14 protein-coding genes, 1 tRNA gene and 1 pseudogene are annotated in these 17510 nt (G+C 42.5%); 1 reads left to right on the top strand and 15 read right to left on the bottom strand.

Annotated features, from left to right (window positions below):
- Positions 1-11: 11 nt before the first annotated feature.
- The 8 genes and pseudogenes from H8Z79_RS06765 to H8Z79_RS06730 all read right to left on the bottom strand — a co-directional run.
- Positions 12-950, bottom strand: coding sequence for a DUF1177 domain-containing protein (locus H8Z79_RS06765; protein WP_072520935.1), 939 nt, complete (start codon positions 948-950; stop codon positions 12-14).
- A 17-nt stretch (positions 951-967) separates the two neighbouring features.
- A complete protein-coding gene (locus H8Z79_RS06760; protein WP_118039591.1) occupies positions 968-2050 on the bottom strand; it encodes a DUF917 domain-containing protein in 1083 nt (360 codons plus the stop codon).
- A 21-nt stretch (positions 2051-2071) separates the two neighbouring features.
- Entirely contained in the window at positions 2072-3748 is a 1677-nt protein-coding gene (locus H8Z79_RS06755; protein WP_118039592.1) for an OPT/YSL family transporter, read from the bottom strand.
- 198 nt (positions 3749-3946) lie between these two features.
- Positions 3947-5158 carry a PucR family transcriptional regulator gene (locus H8Z79_RS06750; RefSeq protein ID WP_118039593.1) on the bottom strand — a complete coding sequence of 404 codons (1212 nt, stop codon included), beginning with the start codon at positions 5156-5158 and terminating at the stop codon, positions 3947-3949.
- 9 nt (positions 5159-5167) lie between these two features.
- Entirely contained in the window at positions 5168-6100 is a 933-nt protein-coding gene (locus H8Z79_RS06745) for an AEC family transporter (protein WP_015543081.1), read from the bottom strand.
- A gap of 335 nt (positions 6101-6435) precedes the next feature.
- On the bottom strand, positions 6436-7380 hold the full coding sequence (gene metA / locus H8Z79_RS06740) for a homoserine O-acetyltransferase MetA (protein WP_118039594.1): 945 nt from the start codon (positions 7378-7380) through the stop codon (positions 6436-6438).
- A 42-nt stretch (positions 7381-7422) separates the two neighbouring features.
- Positions 7423-9387, bottom strand: a complete 1965-nt coding sequence (gene ligA / locus H8Z79_RS06735; RefSeq protein ID WP_118039595.1) for an NAD-dependent DNA ligase LigA — start codon at positions 9385-9387, stop codon at positions 7423-7425.
- Positions 9388-9478: 91 nt separating this feature from the next.
- Positions 9479-10141, bottom strand: a pseudogene (locus tag H8Z79_RS06730) (pseudouridine synthase); the annotation flags it as partial.
- A 147-nt stretch (positions 10142-10288) separates the two neighbouring features.
- Between H8Z79_RS06730 and H8Z79_RS06725 the strand changes: the two are divergent.
- Positions 10289-10843 (top strand): N-acetylmuramoyl-L-alanine amidase family protein, encoded by a 555-nt coding sequence (locus tag H8Z79_RS06725; protein ID WP_118039596.1) that lies wholly within the window; start codon positions 10289-10291, stop codon positions 10841-10843.
- A 43-nt stretch (positions 10844-10886) separates the two neighbouring features.
- Here H8Z79_RS06725 and H8Z79_RS06720 read toward each other — a convergent pair whose 3' ends face one another.
- From H8Z79_RS06720 to H8Z79_RS06690, 7 genes are all read right to left on the bottom strand, one after another.
- On the bottom strand, positions 10887-11804 hold the full coding sequence (locus H8Z79_RS06720; protein WP_225876933.1) for an SH3 domain-containing protein: 918 nt from the start codon (positions 11802-11804) through the stop codon (positions 10887-10889).
- Between the two features lie 54 nt (positions 11805-11858).
- Positions 11859-11930: transfer RNA gene (locus H8Z79_RS06715), tRNA-Arg, on the bottom strand.
- Between the two features lie 84 nt (positions 11931-12014).
- Positions 12015-12815, bottom strand: a complete 801-nt coding sequence (locus H8Z79_RS06710) for a hypothetical protein (RefSeq protein ID WP_015543086.1) — start codon at positions 12813-12815, stop codon at positions 12015-12017.
- Between the two features lie 16 nt (positions 12816-12831).
- Positions 12832-13875 carry a DUF6077 domain-containing protein gene (locus H8Z79_RS06705; protein WP_118039597.1) on the bottom strand — a complete coding sequence of 348 codons (1044 nt, stop codon included), beginning with the start codon at positions 13873-13875 and terminating at the stop codon, positions 12832-12834.
- Between the two features lies 1 nt (position 13876).
- Positions 13877-16174: a xanthine dehydrogenase family protein molybdopterin-binding subunit gene (locus tag H8Z79_RS06700; protein WP_118039598.1), complete on the bottom strand. Its 2298-nt coding sequence runs from the start codon at positions 16172-16174 to the stop codon at positions 13877-13879.
- 1 nt (position 16175) lies between these two features.
- Positions 16176-16643, bottom strand: coding sequence for a (2Fe-2S)-binding protein (locus H8Z79_RS06695; protein WP_015543089.1), 468 nt, complete (start codon positions 16641-16643; stop codon positions 16176-16178).
- The gene (locus H8Z79_RS06690) at positions 16633-17451 is read right to left on the bottom strand and encodes an FAD binding domain-containing protein (protein ID WP_015543090.1); all 819 of its coding nucleotides are present in this window, start codon (positions 17449-17451) and stop codon (positions 16633-16635) included. Before H8Z79_RS06690 ends, H8Z79_RS06695 begins: the two co-directional genes overlap by 11 nt.
- Between the last annotated feature and the right edge of the window lie 59 nt (positions 17452-17510).

The following is a 17510-nucleotide window of genomic DNA, read 5'->3' as shown; positions in this document are numbered from 1 at the left end:
CCAAAACCTCCTTATTCGTTTCCGAGAGTCTGAAGATGTTTCATGCTTCCATATAATTTCTGGAGACGTGCATATTCATCAGCATCATAGAAACTACACTGTTTTCTTCCATATGCTTTGGCAACTTCTAACATAAATCTTGCAGCTTCCTCTACGTCTGTAGCATGAGTAGCGCCTGTAGCGCATCCAGGTACCATTGTCTCTGCTGTGATAGCTACACCAACAACAGGTGCATCTGTAGCTGTACATGGCTGAAGAATACTATTTAAGTGGTGCACATCATTTCCGTAAGGTGTGATATCCTGGGTAGCCAGTGGGAATACATATGGAAGACGTCCTGTAGTGATCTGCATCAGATCAAGAAGATCTTCAGAAGTTCTTAATACATATCCCTCTTTTACTGTTGGAGAAATTGCAAAACCTCTTGTATTGATAACGCGGTTTCCTTTTGTTGTATCAACAACAAGCAGAGCATCAAGGTCAGGAGATACTTCTTCTTTGTTTACCTGTGCCATTTCTACTGGTGAACCCATGAAAGGAACCGGATCATGCGGAGCTGTCGGAGCGTGTGGACAGATATGTGTGGAAATAAATACATCACCATCAAGATAGTCTCCTTTGTTTTGCATATCAAGCAGTTTTGCAGCGAGAGCTACCGCGCAGAGTGCGCCATCACCGTCAGATACAAAGCCAATACGTTCCGGACGTGCGCCAATTCCGCCAAGTCTGCCAAGGAGTCCGATTGTAGGAGCATCTCCACCATTTGTCTTGCCGTTTTTACCAGGAATACGCACTTTAAGCATATCTGTGCTTCCCTTAGGACCTACCAGTTCATAGACTTCTACATTGGCATCGGCTTTGATCCCGAGAAGATATTTTTTAACTTCTTCTCCTGTTACAAACGAACTGTCAAGTACATCATAAGCAGCAATAATTTCTTTCATTAACATGTTATTATTCCTCCCGACTATTTACTCAGATGACTGATTAAGTCTTTTTTAATTACATCTTCGGTTGCTTTCAGCAATTCCGGCGCATACATGGTCGGCGAAAGCTTCAGATTCTTTTTGTCTGTGGCAATTACATAAACATCAAGTCCCTCTTCCATCATGGCAGTTGTAACAGGCTCTCCTGTTTTGGCATTGATCGTCATAATTAGATCCGGGAAAGTTGCAAGACGCTCGCCATCTTTTTCGGCAGTAGCATATTCATTCCAGAATGTCATTTCACAGCCGTCAACAGCAGCATAACCTACATCGAAGCCACCAGTTGTCTCGATAGAAAAATTCTGTACAGGTCCTCTTGCAAGAACACGGCCATTCAGGAAAGTACATACACTGTTGACTGCATCCTCAACAGAAGATTCCAATCCTTTTAAGAACGCTTTTCCTGTATCGATTGCATAACTTACACCACCAAGGGCACAGTTTTCACGTGCATAAGACACTTTTACCGGATTTCGTGCTACTGCGACCAGTCCACCTGCTTCAATAGAAGCAAGACGCACCATCTTGGACGTATGATCGATCGTTCCTTCAAAGAAGCATTCGATATGATTTCCAGTATCTGGATTACCGCCAACACAGGCCTGTACTGTTGTATAATCTGCAAGTCTGTGAAGATTCATGCTTCCCATTACACCTGTTGGATGAGCTCGTCCGTTACAAGGGGCATCAACAACCGGAAGTCCTGTAACAGCAGCCTGAAGCCAGCCATTTACTGTTGCTTCTCCGCCCTGTTCGTTTGTAATAATTCCGCCAATATTAAAATCACAGTTTTTCTGAAGGATTTCAACAGTTTTTGCGATATCCTTCGGAGTCATGAACTGGGCTGGCGCATTTGGTGCACCTACCAGAGAAGCTGTCAATAGTACATCATTTTCATCCAGTTCATCGATTGTAATAAGTCTGAGATCGGTATAATCAACTGCAATCTCAGCGTATTTTCTGCCTTTTTTCGGATCGCCGCCACCACCGCCGCCGAGGATGGTTCCTCCGGCGAGTGCGGCATCAAGGACATCTTTTGTAAGACGGATTCCTTTAGTTTTCATTTTATTAGTCATCTCCCGTTATTATTTCTTTTTACCAAGTGATAATGTAGCTGTAAAGAAACTGTACAGAGCTGCTCCGGCAAGTGAACCGGCACCCAGAATATTGAGGGTCTGCTCGTTTTCTTTGTCCTTTTTAACAAGAATGTAGCGAATAAGCAATGCGATCAGAATTGTCAGACCGTTAATAGTGGAACCAACAAGAAGACCAGTTGCAAAAAGAATACCAATCTGTCTGGATCCGCCAAGGAACTGGATGATTGCTCCCGGAATTGCCCAGATAAGCAGCCATTTAGCTACATCTCCGCCGGCGCCAGCTTCAATCGTTGCTGCAAAAGTAGCATCAACCGGAGCAAAGAGTCCCTGCGCAAAGTACTGTTTTGCCATAATTGCCACAAGTATAAAAGCTACCACAAAACCTACAATTTCACTGATGTACTGCTGTTTTCTTCCTTCAAGCTCAAGTTCCTGATCTTTTCCGCATCCACGAAGGATGTAACCGCATTTAAGATCATATGCCATATCAGAGAAAGCAGGACCGGTTGCAGAAGTATAAGCAACAAGGATTCCAAGTGGAAGTGATGGGAATCCGATCAACATTCCAACGATCAGGAAAATAAGAGCTGTCGCAAATCCCGGGAACCATCCTGAGTACATTGCTGAAATACCAACGATCAGTTCAGAAGCAATAGCTGCAAAAGCTGAGAAGATAATCCAAATAATCAGCTGAACAACACCCATTTCTGACCAGATGCCTGTAATTATTGCCAATAAAATTGCTACTACCAGATATGCAACATATCCACCACCAAGGGCTTTTTTCATATTTGCCATGCTGGAGGTAAACTTACCTGCTGCACTGTCTCCGTCACCTTTCTTGAAAAGCATGCGGCCGCATTGGATAAGGGACACAAGACCTGCTCCGATCATAATACCATGAGGCATGTATTTGAACATGTTTGAAGCCATCAGATCAGCACCTTCACCGAAGATGTTTGTAATGATCGGAAAGCTACGGCCGAAGATATCAATAATAAATCCATTTGTCTTAATGATACCGATCACAATTGATCCTACACCAAGAGCTGTCATCGCTGCAAAATCGCCGAACCATGAAACACCAAGAAGATCCGTAGGAATACCGATCATTTTACCACCAACACCGATGACCATACCTACAATGAGCAAAAAAGCTTTCTTTCCTTTTTCAACAACTGCAAGGATAGATTCTGCAGATGCAACTCCCGGAGGCCATGCTCCTTCTGCCGGAAACATTTCGCTGTCAAATGTCTTATAAAGAATTGTTGCATCAATAATGGTTGCAAGAAATACACCAACAAGCATAGGATACATAAGATCCATTCTGCCCATAATAACCGGAACACCAATCGGAAGCAGGAAGCAGTTTGCTGCTGAGAATGTTGCTCCCGAAATTGATGTCTGAATCATATTCTGGCAGTGAATACTCTGATATTTCTTTAAAAATGCGATAGGCAAACGTGAAATGATGATTGCAAATAACGCTCCTACGATAGATGTGTTTGGTGCTACACCCGTACGCACGATCAATTCAAGACCGATGATAGCACCAAGGACACTCATCACAATATTCAGAATAAGAATATGCGGTGAATATGCTTTGGGATGTTCTGATGCTTTGATATGCATCTGTGTGTAATCTTTCTTTGTGTTACTAGCCATGTTATCTCCTCCATTTCCTGTAAAATATATGTGCTCGTATCCGGTTGACAGCAGGCCAGAGTACAAAATTAGCCGATGTAGGAACGCCTACATCGGCTTCACATATGTTGTTTTATATTATATCACTTTAATTCGTTAAAAGCATTGGTGATAACACACTTTTTTTGATTAAATATTGTGCATGACGCACATTTGTTTTTAATGTATATACATTTTTAATTTTATAGCAAATTCTAATCTATCCATCATATCCGGATCCTCCAGACTGCAATGTAGTATTTCTTCTATCTTGCTGATTCTGTGTGCCATGGTATTTCGATGAAGAAACAGTGCCTCTGCTGCCAGTTTACGTGAACAATTATTATGAATAAATGCTTCAAGAGTATCAAGAAGTTTTGTGCCATGTGCACGGTCATAAGTTACCAATGGACCTAGCTTCTTTTTGATAAATGTCAGTACTTCCTTATCAGCAGACATGCGTAACATAATACGATCATATTGAAGATTAGATAAAAAAGCCTGAGACCATTGCTGTTTTCTTATATTGCGAACAAAAAATCCCTCTTTTATCTGCTGATAGGTATTTGGAAGCGCAAGATAATCTTCTACTATATCGCTGATGATCGCAGAGCACATACAGTTATTGATTTCGCATGTCTTTTGAATCATATCTTCTGTCATTTTCTTGATCATGGACTCATTTATTGAAGAAGTTGTGATTGCATAACATATTTCTTTACCGCATATAACTACATTTTTGATATGATGATTATTAAGAACCCGGGATATACCCTTTATCTGGGATTCCTTCTTTATTTCCAAAAGAAAAGAATTCTCTGATGTTTCCAGAGAAAGGGCAATCACACGAAATGGTTCAGATGGCCACTGAAGAGAAGCGATTCTATATTCTACTTCCTCGGTCTGTGTAACTTTTCCATTAATAATATCAAAAAATAATTTTCGATCCAGTTCAGATTTATTCTGACGTCCGATCTGATAACGGGTATCAAGTGCAACATTGCTTCTGGATTCCACAATTGCAGTCATTATTGGAAAGGTAAGTTCTGTAAAGCCCGCATTATTGTCGAGAAAGAACAGAGGAAGTTTTAATTCATCTGCCAGCTGAAGAGCTTCCTTGGGAAAATCGTCAAAAAAACGTGTTTTTATTGCAAGAGCTGACGCATTCGCATCGTTCATATCTCTTATAATCTGAAGAAGAGCCTCTTTATCATTTCGTATCACATATCCGGTAGTTATCAAAATCAAATGTTCTCTGAGCCACGGTTTGATATTTGGCTGCTCCATCATATCAAATACTTCAACCTTACGTAAAATACCTTCTTTTCCTGCAACAAGCGAAGCTGCTCCATTATTCCAAATTTTAACTATATCTTTAACAAGTAAATCCATTTTTCTCTCCTATAATGATATCAGACAGAAAAGCAGCGGTATGATCAACATACAAAGCAGAGTTGTCGTTACCACAGCTGTAGAGGCATATTCTCCGTCCAGATTATATTGTTCTGCAATCATACTGGAAGTTGTCATTGCTGGTGCTGCACAGATCAGCATAAGGATCATACTTTCAATTTCTGAAAGAAAATGACGAGAAATGAAGTATATGATCAGTGGGAGTGCAAATGATTTTGTAAAAAACAGGACCAGTATGGACTTATATTTAAAAATATTGGTGAGTTTCATAAATCCAAGACTGCATCCAAGGTAAACCAGTCCCCAGCTGTAGCAGGTATTGCCAACAGAACCAATGGTACTCAAAATTATGTCCGGAACAGAAATATGAAAACTGGTCAGACATAAACCCAGCAGGATTGAAAGGAAAATTGGATTCATAATGATCTTTTTCCAGGGATTCTCTTTCGGTCCGATTCCATTTGTAAATAATGTAAAACCCAGAGTCCAGACCAGAGTCGTGTCTATAACGGAACATATAGGAATATATACATTGCCGCCTTGAGCACCAAACAGTGTCATGATCAGAGGAATCACCAAAAAACCATAATTGCCACCTACAGAACATCCACAATGAACATTGGCTGTAGCTCCTTTAAGATGACAAATGTGGCTTCCAAGGATTCCTCCTGCTGCCATAACAAAATACATAAGAATCTGTGATAGGACCATTTTTCCATATTGAGTCATTGTCTGAAATGTGGTCTGATTTTCCAGGATCAGACCAATCGTCAGTGCCGGCAGCGCAATCCTAAGTAAAAATCCGGAAATGGAGGGCATTGCTTCTTTTTTTATTATACCTGTGCGTGAAGCAGTAAAGCCTATGAGAACAAGTAAAAGGAAACCACCCATTTTAGGCAGAATCGCCATCATATAATTCATAAACTCCTCCTGTGACCCGTTAGTATCCTTTTAATAAGAATAACATAATCAATTACTTATGTTATTATACGAGACTGATTTTTCATTTTCAACCCTGTGTAGAATTTCATTACAACAGATATCGTAATTATTCAATTCTTGATTTATTTCAGTTCAAAAAAAGAGGATCGCCATGACCCTCTCTTTGTACTCAATCTATCTATTATTTTGCAAAATCTCAATTATAGCAGCAGACTTTACCACCCCATCTGCCACCCCATTTAGTACCCCATTTTTGTAGCGACTTATAAAAATATGCGGTGATTTACGGGGTTTTCCGCCATTTCCAGAAGTCCTTATTTTCCGTCGTTAATACTGTTAAAATCAGGCGTTCCGTACAGATCGAACGGTGTACTCTGGTATACATAATAATTCAGCCAGTTTGTATACAAATTGTTTGCATGTGCGCGCCACAGAAGCAGTGGTTTACTTTCCGGATCGTTGTCTTTGTAATAATTTTTTGGAAGATCGATAGGCAGTCCCTTACCCAGATCGCGCTTATACTCTCCATCCAGCGTGATGCGGTCGTATTCCGGGTGTCCCATTACAAAAATTCGGCGTCCGCCCTGTGCCATCGCAAGGAAAAGGCCTGCTTCTTCGGATTCTGCAAGAATGGTAATCTCTTTGCATGCACGGATATCTTCGATCGGCACTTCGGTATGTCTGGAATGTGGTGCCAGAAAAGCATCATCAAATCCTCTTACAAGCGGAATCTTACGGTTGAGGACTTTGTGCCAGAAAAGGCCGAACATCTTATGGTCAAGCTGTTGTTTCTGAAGTCCATAAAAATGGTAAAGACTCGCCTGTGCAGCCCAGCACAAAAAGATCGTTGAAGTTACATGGCTTTCTGTCCAGTCCATGATTTCTTCCAGTTCTTTCCAGTAGTCCACTTCTTCGAATTCAATCTGTTCTACCGGTGCTCCTGTTACGATCATTCCGTCAAATTTCTGGTCTTTTACCTCAGAGAAAGTCTGATAAAATTTATTCAAATGGCTGACAGAAGTGTTTTTGGCCTGATGGCTTTCAACCACCATAAACGTTACATCCACCTGCAGTGGTGTATTTGACAGAGAACGTAAAAGCTGAAGTTCTGTCTCCTCTTTCAGCGGCATCAGATTCAGAATCAGAATCTGAATTGGACGGATATCCTGATGAATTGCTCTTCCCTCATCCATCACGAATATATTTTCTCTTTCCAGAATTTCTTTTACAGGCAGATCACCCTGTATCTTAATCGGCATTTCCCGTTCCTCCTTTAGTTCATACTTCTATATTATTTCATTCTATTTTGATTCTTCTGTCAACTTCAGGAAATCTTCTTCGGAAAGAATCGGAATCCCAAGCTCTCTTGCTTTTTTGTTCTTTGAAGAGTTCGAAGTGACATCGTTGTTGATCAGGTAATTCGTCTTACCGGTTACAGAACCGGTCACCTTACCTCCCAGAGACTCGATCAGATTTTTTGCTTCTCCACGGTTACTGAAATGTTCCAGACTTCCCGTAATCACGAAATTCATCCCTGCAAAAATCTGATTGTCAGATTTTTCTTCTTTTACAATATGAAGATATCCAATCAGATGGTCAACCTTCTGATTGTTTTCCGACTTCGCAAAATATTTTGTCAGACTTCCTGCAATGACCGGGCCGATGCCGTCAATCGCACTGATTTCTTCCTCTTTTGCCGAACGGATCTTATCCAGATCATCGTCAAAATACCGACAGATGACTTTTGCATTCGACAGTCCGATATTGCTGATTCCAAGACTGTATATTACCTTTGCAAGTGTAGTCTCTTTTGCCTTCTCAATGCTGGATATGAGGTTGTCGAAAGATTTCTCTCCAAAACCGTCCATCGTAACTATCTCGTCTCTGTATTTCTCAATTTCAAAAATATCTCCGAAATTGTGAATAAAACCTTTTGCAATAAATTTCTCCAGAGTAGCTTCTGAAAGTCCGTCAATATTCATTGCATCCCTGCTGACAAACAGTGTAAATGCCTTGATTTTCTTTGCTACACAGTCCGGATTCATGCAGTACAGGGCTTCTACATCATTTTCACGAATCACCCTTGCCTCCTGACCGCACACCGGACAGGTATTCGGAATCTCCAGTTTTCCACTCTGTGTAAGGTTTTCCGCAATCTGTGGAATGATCATATTTGCCTTATAAACCTGAATTGTATCACCAATACCAAGTTTCAGCTCTTTCACGATGCTGACATTATGAACACTGGCCCGGCTGACCGTCGTCCCCTCCAGTTCCACCGGATCAAAGACTGCGACCGGATTGATCAACCCGGTTCTTGACGGACTCCATTCGATCTCCCGAAGTGTTGTTTCCCGCACTTCATCTGCCCATTTAAAAGCGAATGCATTTCGCGGAAACTTCGCTGTGCTTCCGAGGGACTCTCCATACGCAATATCATCATATAATGCTACAAGCCCATCCGATGGAAAATCATTGGTTGTGATCCTTTCAGCAAAATAATCCATTGCCTCATCAAGATTCTCTGATGTCACCACACGGTACTCCACCACTTCAAATCCCTGTGTCCGCAGCCATTCCATCTGGAACTCTCTGGAATTATGCATGTCCACACCCTGCGCAGATACAAGCGCAAACGCCAAAAAGCGTACATTCCTTTCTGCCGTAATCTGATTATTAAGCTGACGTACCGATCCACTGCAGAGATTTCGCGGATTCTTGTATTTAGCATCTACATCCTCAATAGAATTATTTATTCGTTCAAAATCAGAGTAAGTAATGATTGCCTCTCCGCGAAGCACCAGTCTTCCCTGATATGCGATTTTCAGTGGAATGTTTCGAAAAACACGCGCATTGTTGGTTATAACTTCTCCGACAATCCCGTTTCCCCTGGTAACTGCCTTCTGCAATTCTCCATTTTCATAAGTAAGAACGATAGTCAGACCATCCATCTTCCATGACAGAAGCGTCTTATGGCTTCCTACAAAACCTCTTAAAACTTCCTTTTCTTTCGTCTTGTCCAGAGAAAGCATCGGAGAATCATGTGTTTCCTTCGGAAGCGCGTTCACTGCCTCATATCCGACACGAACGGTCGGACTGTCAGCAAGAACGATTCCGGTTATTTTTTCTGTCTGCTCCAGTTCGTCGTACAGCGCGTCGTACTCCCTGTTGCTCATGATTTCTCTGTCTTCCTGATAATATGCCTTTGCCGCCTCGTTCAGCTTCTGAACCAGTTCTTTCATTCGGGTTACTTCTGCTGTTTCCATGATGGCCTCCTGTTTCTGTTATTGTTTCACTTGAGGAATTATGAATCAGCTCTTTAAGCTCACTCCACTCATCTCTCCGTATTTCACGATATGCCCCACATTTCAGTCCATCGAGTGTAAGATTCATGATCCGTACACGCTTCAGTGTACGTACATGATATCCATGATACTCACACATCCTGCGGATCTGTCGGTTCAGCCCCTGCGTCAGAACAATGGTAAAACTGTTCCTGCCAGTCTTTCGCACGATGCATGGGCGCGTAACAGTCCCAAGTATCGGCACTCCATTCTGCATATGACGTACAAATTCATCTGTAATTTCGTGGTCCACAGTCACCTGATATTCCTTTTCGTGGTAATTGCCTGCCCTCATGATTCGATTGACAAGCTCACCCTGATTAGTCATCAGAAGAAGTCCCTCTGAGTCTTTATCGAGTCTTCCCACCGGATAGATCCGTGTCGGATAATCAATATACTCGGTTACTGTTGTCTCCTGTCGCTGTTTTTTCGTGCTGCAGACGATTCCCCGTGGTTTATAAAAAAGAAGCAGTACCTCCTTTTCTTCTCGCTCCACTGGTTTGCCATCCAGACAGATCACCGCATCAACAGGTATTCTCTCTCCTGTGCCTATTTTTTTCCCGTTCATAGTAACTCTTCCGGCTTCTGTCAGACGATCCGCATCTCTTCTGGAACACACTCCGGCACTGCTCAGATATTTATTTATCCTTATTGTATTCTGATCTTCTGATTTCATTTTTTTGTCCATTGCTTTATTATATAGTGTTTTCAATTCGTCCGCAACCGGCAGTTTTATATTTTACACTCCTCTTGTATTTTTTTGCCATATCATGTATGATGAAGAAAACATATAATTGTACGCTTGTACAAAGGAGGGAAATTCATGTCAGATCATAATCGACAGACAAATCCCCTGCTGCTTATTATCGTCATTTTGCTTTGTCTTTCTTCTGGTTTTTTCCTGCGCCAGTCATCGTACGATCCGGATTATTTTACAAAAGAGTCCGTGGCCTCCAGGGAATCAGACAAAGCTTCATCAGCAAAGGATTCAAAAGAAAAAAACACCACTCAAAATTCAGATAAAAAGAAAACCTCAAGGAAAGCACCATCCGTAACTCCAAAAGCGACTCAGAAACCGACTGAAACACCGGCTGTTTCTGACGACAGTGACATTTCTCCGGAAGCATCCAAAGGTACTTGGACTGCAAGCGGAAGCAACTGGCTGTTTCTGGTTGACGGACAGCCTTACACCGGATGGCTTACCGACACAGATCATAAGAAATATTATTTCAACAAAGACGGAATCATGCAGACTGGTTGGATCGATGTAGACAAAAAGCGTTACTACATGGATCAGGATGGAATCATGCAGACCGGTACAATCACTGTAGACGGCGAAACATACGAACTTCAGCCGGATGGTTCTCTTAAGAAGTAGAAAAGACACAGGAAAATCTCCTGTGTCTTTTGTCTGTTCTTATTTACTGAAGCAATCCACTGTAGACATATCCCGTCTCGCCATCGTAATCGATCTGAATCCAGTCACCCTCCTGACCTACTTTCACAACCTGATCACCAGCGTCAAGACCACCTATGATATCACTGTCGCTGCTTGCTTCTGCCCTGACATTACATCCTTCTGTAACTGTCAGAGTCGTGCCGTCTGCACTCGTGCCGGAAGAAGTATCTACTTCTTCACCTAGTCCATTCAAAAACTGTGCCAGAGCCGGATCATCTTTCTGTGCCTGCTCATATGCTGCCTGCACTTCTGCAGTCAGCTTCTGCACATCTTCGTCTGACTTCAGTGAATCCATATACTCAGAAACCTGTGTGTTCTGCGCGAGATCACCAAGTATCTTGTAATTATTATCACTGTCTTTTACTACATAAGAACTCCACAAAGATGGTGCCGGTGTATCAATTCCTTTGCATACAAAACTTCCCCGTGTATACACTACAAAGGAATTATCGTCCAGACCTTTCTTTGTATAAACATTGCTGACCTGATATCCTTCGATGTAATCTTTGGCATTTGTGATCTTTGATTCATCTGAAGGTGTCAGATTGTTGACAACAGTTCTCAATGCGGTAATGTCTTTGTCCCCTAAAGCTTTGTAGTAACTGTTCATAAGCGCAGTGATTTCTTCACTGCCATCCTCCAAGGGATTCGTGTCTTCTTCTTTCTTCCCGTCGTTTGTCTCCCCATCATCTTCCGGAGAAGAAGGATCAGTTCCCTGGTCGTTGTCCTGAGCTGTTGTTTGTTCTCCGTCTGAAGTTCCCTTCCCACTTCCGACACAGGCGCGAACACCAACGAACAACACAGCTACGATCACCAGAATTGCTCCGCCAAGCATAAAATAGCGAAGGTTATCTGACAACCATTCCCTGAAATTATCCAAGTTCTTGTCCTCCTTAACTTACAACGCACCGAGGCAGACCCGTACCTCGTGCAACACACCTGAAGGGAATCGAACCCCCGCACATGGTACCGGAAACCACTGCTCTATCCACTGAGCTACAGGTGCAGGCCATTAAAGCTTTCTATAATATAACACATATTTTACTATTTGTAAAGTTTTTGAATAATTTGCTTTTTATAGACAACTTCCTCAATCGCCTAATATTTTTGTATTTCTGTAATCTGTGACATGATTTCCCAGACGGAATATGGTATATCTTCCAATGCTTCCAATCTCCTGATATCCTGCCTCAGCCAGCACTTCTTTTTGCTCATCTGCCGTAATTTTTAATGCCAGATAATTACACTTCAGTTTTTTTCCACCTCTAGCGATTATTCGGTAGTCTGGCTCCGGCGAATTAATCTCATAATAAAGCTTCCTTGCTCTGCCCTGTGTCGAACGTGCATTTCTTCCCAGCAAATTGTAAATAGACGGATCATATACACGCACATATGAACTTATATCGTCGTCTGATGCAAATGTGAATTTTTCGCCCTGCGCATCCGCCTGAATGAGCTCGCAAATTCCGGCAACCTCATCCGGCACCTGCTGATAATTATGAACACGTGTATAATTTCCAGCCAGATATACTTCCTTTCCACTCACTGCAACGATTCCTATACACAATACCACTAAAAGCATCTGCATGTTTTTCTGATGATCTTTTATCAATTCTGTCATTGCCAATGCAATTACAGGAGAAGAAGGAATCAGCCATAACACTCGCCAGTAAACGCTCTCACCAATGCATTTCTGAATAACAGCAGCTGTAAGAGGACAGAAAAACAAAAAGAGCATGATCAGAAGATAGTTGAGCACATATTTTACATTTTCTTCTTTTCTTTTAAAAATGAGCAAATAAGCAGCTGCAAGTATCAACAAATATGAGAAAAGGCTGTCCCCCCAGTAATTGCTCCAGAAATTCAATATCTGATTGATTAATTCTTTCATTCAAGTTTTCTCCTGTTTACAGAACATATAAAAAAATCAGTCCCAAAACCAATGTCGGAATGCAGCACAATGCGCACTTCCAAATACACATAAAATCTTTTTTATAAATCAGCTTCACGACTGCAAAGCTTCCGATCAACAATGGTGCCAGTATGATTCCCATAGAAGATACCAGACAACAGCTCAAATTTGCCATCAGCATCAATCCCCATGAATAATCCGCTTTTTCTTTCATAACTATCGTCAGGCACAGATACACCAGCATCGGAATCAGGATTGCTGCCAAAATCGCCTTTCCCTGCCACAGGCGAACCATCTGAAAATTACCTGCATTATAAACAGAATACGCCGAAAAACTACTGATCACCGCCACGAGCAGCAAATAAATATCCCGGGCTTTTCGGTCATTCGGAAACCAGCATCTGCTCAAAAGACTTTGAACCATATAAACCACAATCAAAAATACTGCCGGAAATACCATATGCGCCATAATCGCAGGGTGCAGTCCGGCACTCAACTGACTGACTACTGCAAGAAATACCGGAAACGGAGAAAGAATATATCTCTCCGGTAATACCATATAATATCTGCCTGTATCAGGGTTCACTTCAAAAATAGTGTCCGTATAAACATCTGTTGTTGCACTTGCCACAAAGAAACTGTCATCTGCATCCATATGTGCCAGAAGCGTACACATTACAATCTGGCATATAATAAGAAGAAGTGCCAACGCAAAGTAAAACGTAATCTTACTTTCTCTTTTTTGTACACTAATCATATTTTGTCTCTTCTCTTTATTTCCAACAACCGATACAACTCCCGCTGCTGCCAGAAGTACTGCCACCCCACCATACAATGCAGTCAGAATATGAAGGGGTGCCTTCAAAAAAGTCAATGGAAGTGTGAATATCTCCATCACTGAAAATAAGACCAGATATCCAAACGGCAGGCATGCTTCCGGACAGATGTCTTTTCTTTTTGACATAACCAGAATTCCGATTGCCGCCGGTACCAGCAGCAACCAGAATAATGCAAGTATTCCTTTCAGAATAATACTCATTTTATTTCTCCAATTTCTTTTTGAGGATTCCCATCGCAACCTTCTCCGGTGTGATCGGAAGTTCACGCACCCGGACGCCTGTTGCATTATAGATTGCTTCTGCGATTGCCGGACATGGAGTATCAATAACAAGTTCTCCGATAGATTTCGCTCCAAACGGACCACTCTCTTCATAACTGCTCTCGAATGCCACACGGATGTTGCCGAAATCTTCTCTGGTCGGAATTTTGTACTGCATAAAAGAATTGTTACGTACCTTACCTTTTTCAGTATACTGTACATCCTCAAACAGAGCCATTCCGATTCCCTGTGCAATACCGCCTTCTGTCTGCACGCGGGCAAGATTCGGGTTGATCGGAGTTCCGCAGTCCACTGCTGCCACATAGTCCAGTACCTCCACAGTTCCTGTCTCTGTGTCAACTTCTACTTCTGCCATACCAACCATAAACGGCGGTGGAGACAATGGGGAAGAATGCTGTTTTACAACCTGAAGTTCAATATTATTGAAAAATGTGCCTTTCAAGGCAACCTGTTCCAGAGATACGCGCTTCTCTTCGTCTTCTCCGTCACAGAAAACATACGATCCGTCAAAATCCACTTTTTCCTGATCTACTTCGAGCATCTGTGCACCAAGTTCACAGATCTTTTTTCGAAGCTCCTGGCAGGCTTTCATAACTGCCACACCTGTGGTATATGTGGTTGAAGAAGCATAAGATCCGGAATCATATGGTGAAATATCGGTATCCACACTGAATACAACAATATTTTCCATCGGTGTCTCAAGACAGTCTGCCGCGATCTGCGCCATGATGGTATCACATCCGGTTCCCATATCTGTACATCCGAGTGCCAGAGTATAAGATCCGTCTTCATTTAACTTGATATCTGCGCCACCAACATCAACACCGGCAATCGAAGAACCCTGCATTGCCATCGCTACACCAACGCCACGCACCTTACCATTACCCATATCACGGAACGGATATTTGGAATCCCAGTCCATCATCTCTTTGGCTCTGGCCATACATTTATCCATGGTACAGCTCTGTGCATACGGAACATCCGGATATCCCGGAAGTGGACCGCCCTCGATCGGCATGTTCAGCTCTTTGATTCTTACCGGATCCATGCCCATCTTGTGTGCCAGCTCATTCACTGCAGATTCGACAGCAAAGATTCCCTGCGTCGCACCATATCCACGATAAGCTCCTGCTGCCTGTACATTCGTATAAACTACATCAAACGCAAAACGGTATGCTTCTGTATGACGATAAAGTCCGATGGATTTGTGACCACTTAATCCAACTGTTGTAGAGCTGTGCTCTCCGTAGGCTCCCGTGTTGGACAATGTATAAACGTCAATTGCTTTAATGATTCCGTTTTCGTCTGCACCGGCACGCACTGTAATTTCCATCTCGTGACGCGGTGAAGAACAGATCATAGATTCATATCGTGAAAAGATCATCTTTGACGGTCGTCCGGTCTTCCATGTAACGATTGCCGGATAAATTTCACTGACGGATGTCTGCTTTGCGCCAAAACCACCACCGATCCTCGGCTTGATGACACGCACTTTAGATGCCGGAATGTCCAGCGCCCTTCCTACGATTCTTCGTACATGGAACGGAATCTGTGTAGATGAAAGTACAACCAGTCTGCCAAAATGATCCATATAACATGCCGTACGGAAAGTCTCCATCATAGTCTGCTGATTTGCTTTTGTGTGATAAGTCTGCTCTACTGTATATTTACACTCGCTCAAGACTTTATCCACATCGCCGTGCTCTTCAAGTGCTTCCGCGCACAGGTTACGCTTATTATTTCCACCAAGCGGGATTTTTAGTTTCCAGTCTTCTTCCGGATGAACCAGAATCGGATTGTCTTTTGCTTTATGCATATCAAGAACCGGTGCCTCGACACGATACTGTACTCTAATTCTTTTTAATGCCTTGTCTACCGCATCCTCAGTTTCTCCGGCAACGATTGCAACCACATCTCCGACAAAACGTACATGGCGGTCAATGATCAGGCGGTCATCCGGACTCATCTCCGGTGCGGTCTGTCCTGCAAGTGTAAAACGTTTCTGCGGCACATCTTTATAAGTAAGAATGCAGGCAATTCCGGCAACCTTTTCCGCATTTCCGGTCTTGATGTCCTCTACCCATGCATTTGCATGCGGACTTCGCAGGATTTTTACGATCAGGCAGTCTTTCGGTGCCAGATCATCGGTATATACCGGTTTGCCCATTACCAGTGCCATTGCATCTGTTTTCCGTACAGGCTGGTTTACATATTTCATTTTATGCCTCCTCCTGTGCTTTTTTGTATTTCAGAAATTTCAAAATACTCGCCGTCTGAGAAACAAATCCGGAACATCTGCACAAATTTCCGGCAAGATATTCTTTGATCTGTTCTTCTGTAGGTTCTTTGAGTTCATTCAGCATTGCGAATACATTCATAATAAATCCAGGGTTGCAGAATCCACACTGCTCCGCCCCCTCGTTTGCAAGAAAGCTTCCAAACTCCTGCGCCTCTCTCTGCATACCTTCCAGTGTTACGACTTTTTTGCCATCAATCCGTGCTGCAAGCATTGAACAGGAAAGAACCGGTCTCTCATCAAGTAATACGGTACAAAGTCCACAGTTTGCCGTCTCACATCCTCTCTTTACACTGAAACAGCCTTTTTCTCTCAGGAAATCAAGGAGAAGCATCCCCGGTTCTATCTCTTCCTGACGGTAAGCGCCATTCAGCCAGAAACTAATATTCATCTTTCATTCCTCCTATTGTTTCCCATGTTCTTTTTGTGAGCACTTCAACAAGAAGTGTTCTATATTCTGCGGAAGCACGCATATTTCCGGAAGTTTTGACATTTGCGGCCGCATATTCTGCAAACTTCCTGATAGCTTCCTCTCGCTGCTTTTTCGTCATATTTTTAAAATTCTTAAGAATATGATCTTTATCTTCAACCACAACAGCATGTCCCGGTCTTGCACCAATCACTGTCCGCGCCTCTTCTCCGATCATAGATGCTACGCATGTCAGCACCGGGAAATCCGTCTTTGTATTACGCTGGCTCATATAACAGACACGAAGAGGCTGTTTTTTTACAATAATATTGACCAGAATGTCATTGTCCTTCTTACGGTTTACAAATTCTGTCAGTGGAATCTTTCCCGCATCGTAAAGTTCTACCCATGTATCCATACCCAGAAACATGGTCAGCACATCAGAAAATCCATAGCGGCCCCAAATGCTTCCTCCTACTGTCGCACAGTTACGGAACTGCACTCCGACAATGTGGCGCAGACTTTCCTGTATTGCTCCATGTGTGTATTCATTCAGACTTTCATTTATCTCCAGTTCCCGAAGCGGTGTCATACAACCAATCACAAATTCATCATCAAACTCCTGAATCGTATCCAGCCCCAGTCCTGAAAGATCGATGGCCGTAGAAATATTACGGTTTCCCATTTTCAGCCACACCATTCCGCCAAGCACAAGTGCTGTCTTCTTTTGATTCAGTTCATACGCTTCTGCAACGTTTTTTACTTTCACATAGCTTTTAATCTTTAGCATCTGTGTATCGATTCCTTTCTGTTATCCAATTTCATAATGTATGTAGGCATACTTATTTT

Origin of the sequence: Blautia intestinalis (genome assembly GCF_014297355.1) — a bacterium.
In the GTDB taxonomy this organism is placed as follows: Bacteria; Bacillota; Clostridia; order Lachnospirales; family Lachnospiraceae; genus Blautia_A; species Blautia_A intestinalis.
Note: the sequence above shows the minus strand (reverse complement) of the source record. Positions and strands in the feature narration are given on the sequence as shown.

Excerpts from the sequence above, each read along its gene's own strand:
- H8Z79_RS06710 (WP_015543086.1), bottom strand. The coding sequence starts at position 12,815 with ATGAAAGAATTAATCAATCAGATATTGAATTTCTGGAGCAATTACTGG.
- H8Z79_RS06765 (WP_072520935.1), bottom strand. The coding sequence starts at position 950 with ATGTTAATGAAAGAAATTATTGCTGCTTATGATGTACTTGACAGTTCG.
- H8Z79_RS06700 (WP_118039598.1), bottom strand. The coding sequence starts at position 16,174 with ATGAAATATGTAAACCAGCCTGTACGGAAAACAGATGCAATGGCACTG.
- H8Z79_RS06725 (WP_118039596.1), top strand. The coding sequence starts at position 10,289 with ATGTCAGATCATAATCGACAGACAAATCCCCTGCTGCTTATTATCGTC.
- H8Z79_RS06690 (WP_015543090.1), bottom strand. The coding sequence starts at position 17,451 with ATGCTAAAGATTAAAAGCTATGTGAAAGTAAAAAACGTTGCAGAAGCG.
- H8Z79_RS06760 (WP_118039591.1), bottom strand. The coding sequence starts at position 2,050 with ATGAAAACTAAAGGAATCCGTCTTACAAAAGATGTCCTTGATGCCGCA.
- H8Z79_RS06755 (WP_118039592.1), bottom strand. The coding sequence starts at position 3,748 with ATGGCTAGTAACACAAAGAAAGATTACACACAGATGCATATCAAAGCA.
- H8Z79_RS06745 (WP_015543081.1), bottom strand. The coding sequence starts at position 6,100 with ATGAATTATATGATGGCGATTCTGCCTAAAATGGGTGGTTTCCTTTTA.
- metA (WP_118039594.1), bottom strand. The coding sequence starts at position 7,380 with ATGCCGATTAAGATACAGGGTGATCTGCCTGTAAAAGAAATTCTGGAA.
- H8Z79_RS06750 (WP_118039593.1), bottom strand. The coding sequence starts at position 5,158 with ATGGATTTACTTGTTAAAGATATAGTTAAAATTTGGAATAATGGAGCA.
- H8Z79_RS06695 (WP_015543089.1), bottom strand. The coding sequence starts at position 16,643 with ATGAATATTAGTTTCTGGCTGAATGGCGCTTACCGTCAGGAAGAGATA.
- ligA (WP_118039595.1), bottom strand. The coding sequence starts at position 9,387 with ATGGAAACAGCAGAAGTAACCCGAATGAAAGAACTGGTTCAGAAGCTG.
- H8Z79_RS06705 (WP_118039597.1), bottom strand. The coding sequence starts at position 13,875 with ATGAGTATTATTCTGAAAGGAATACTTGCATTATTCTGGTTGCTGCTG.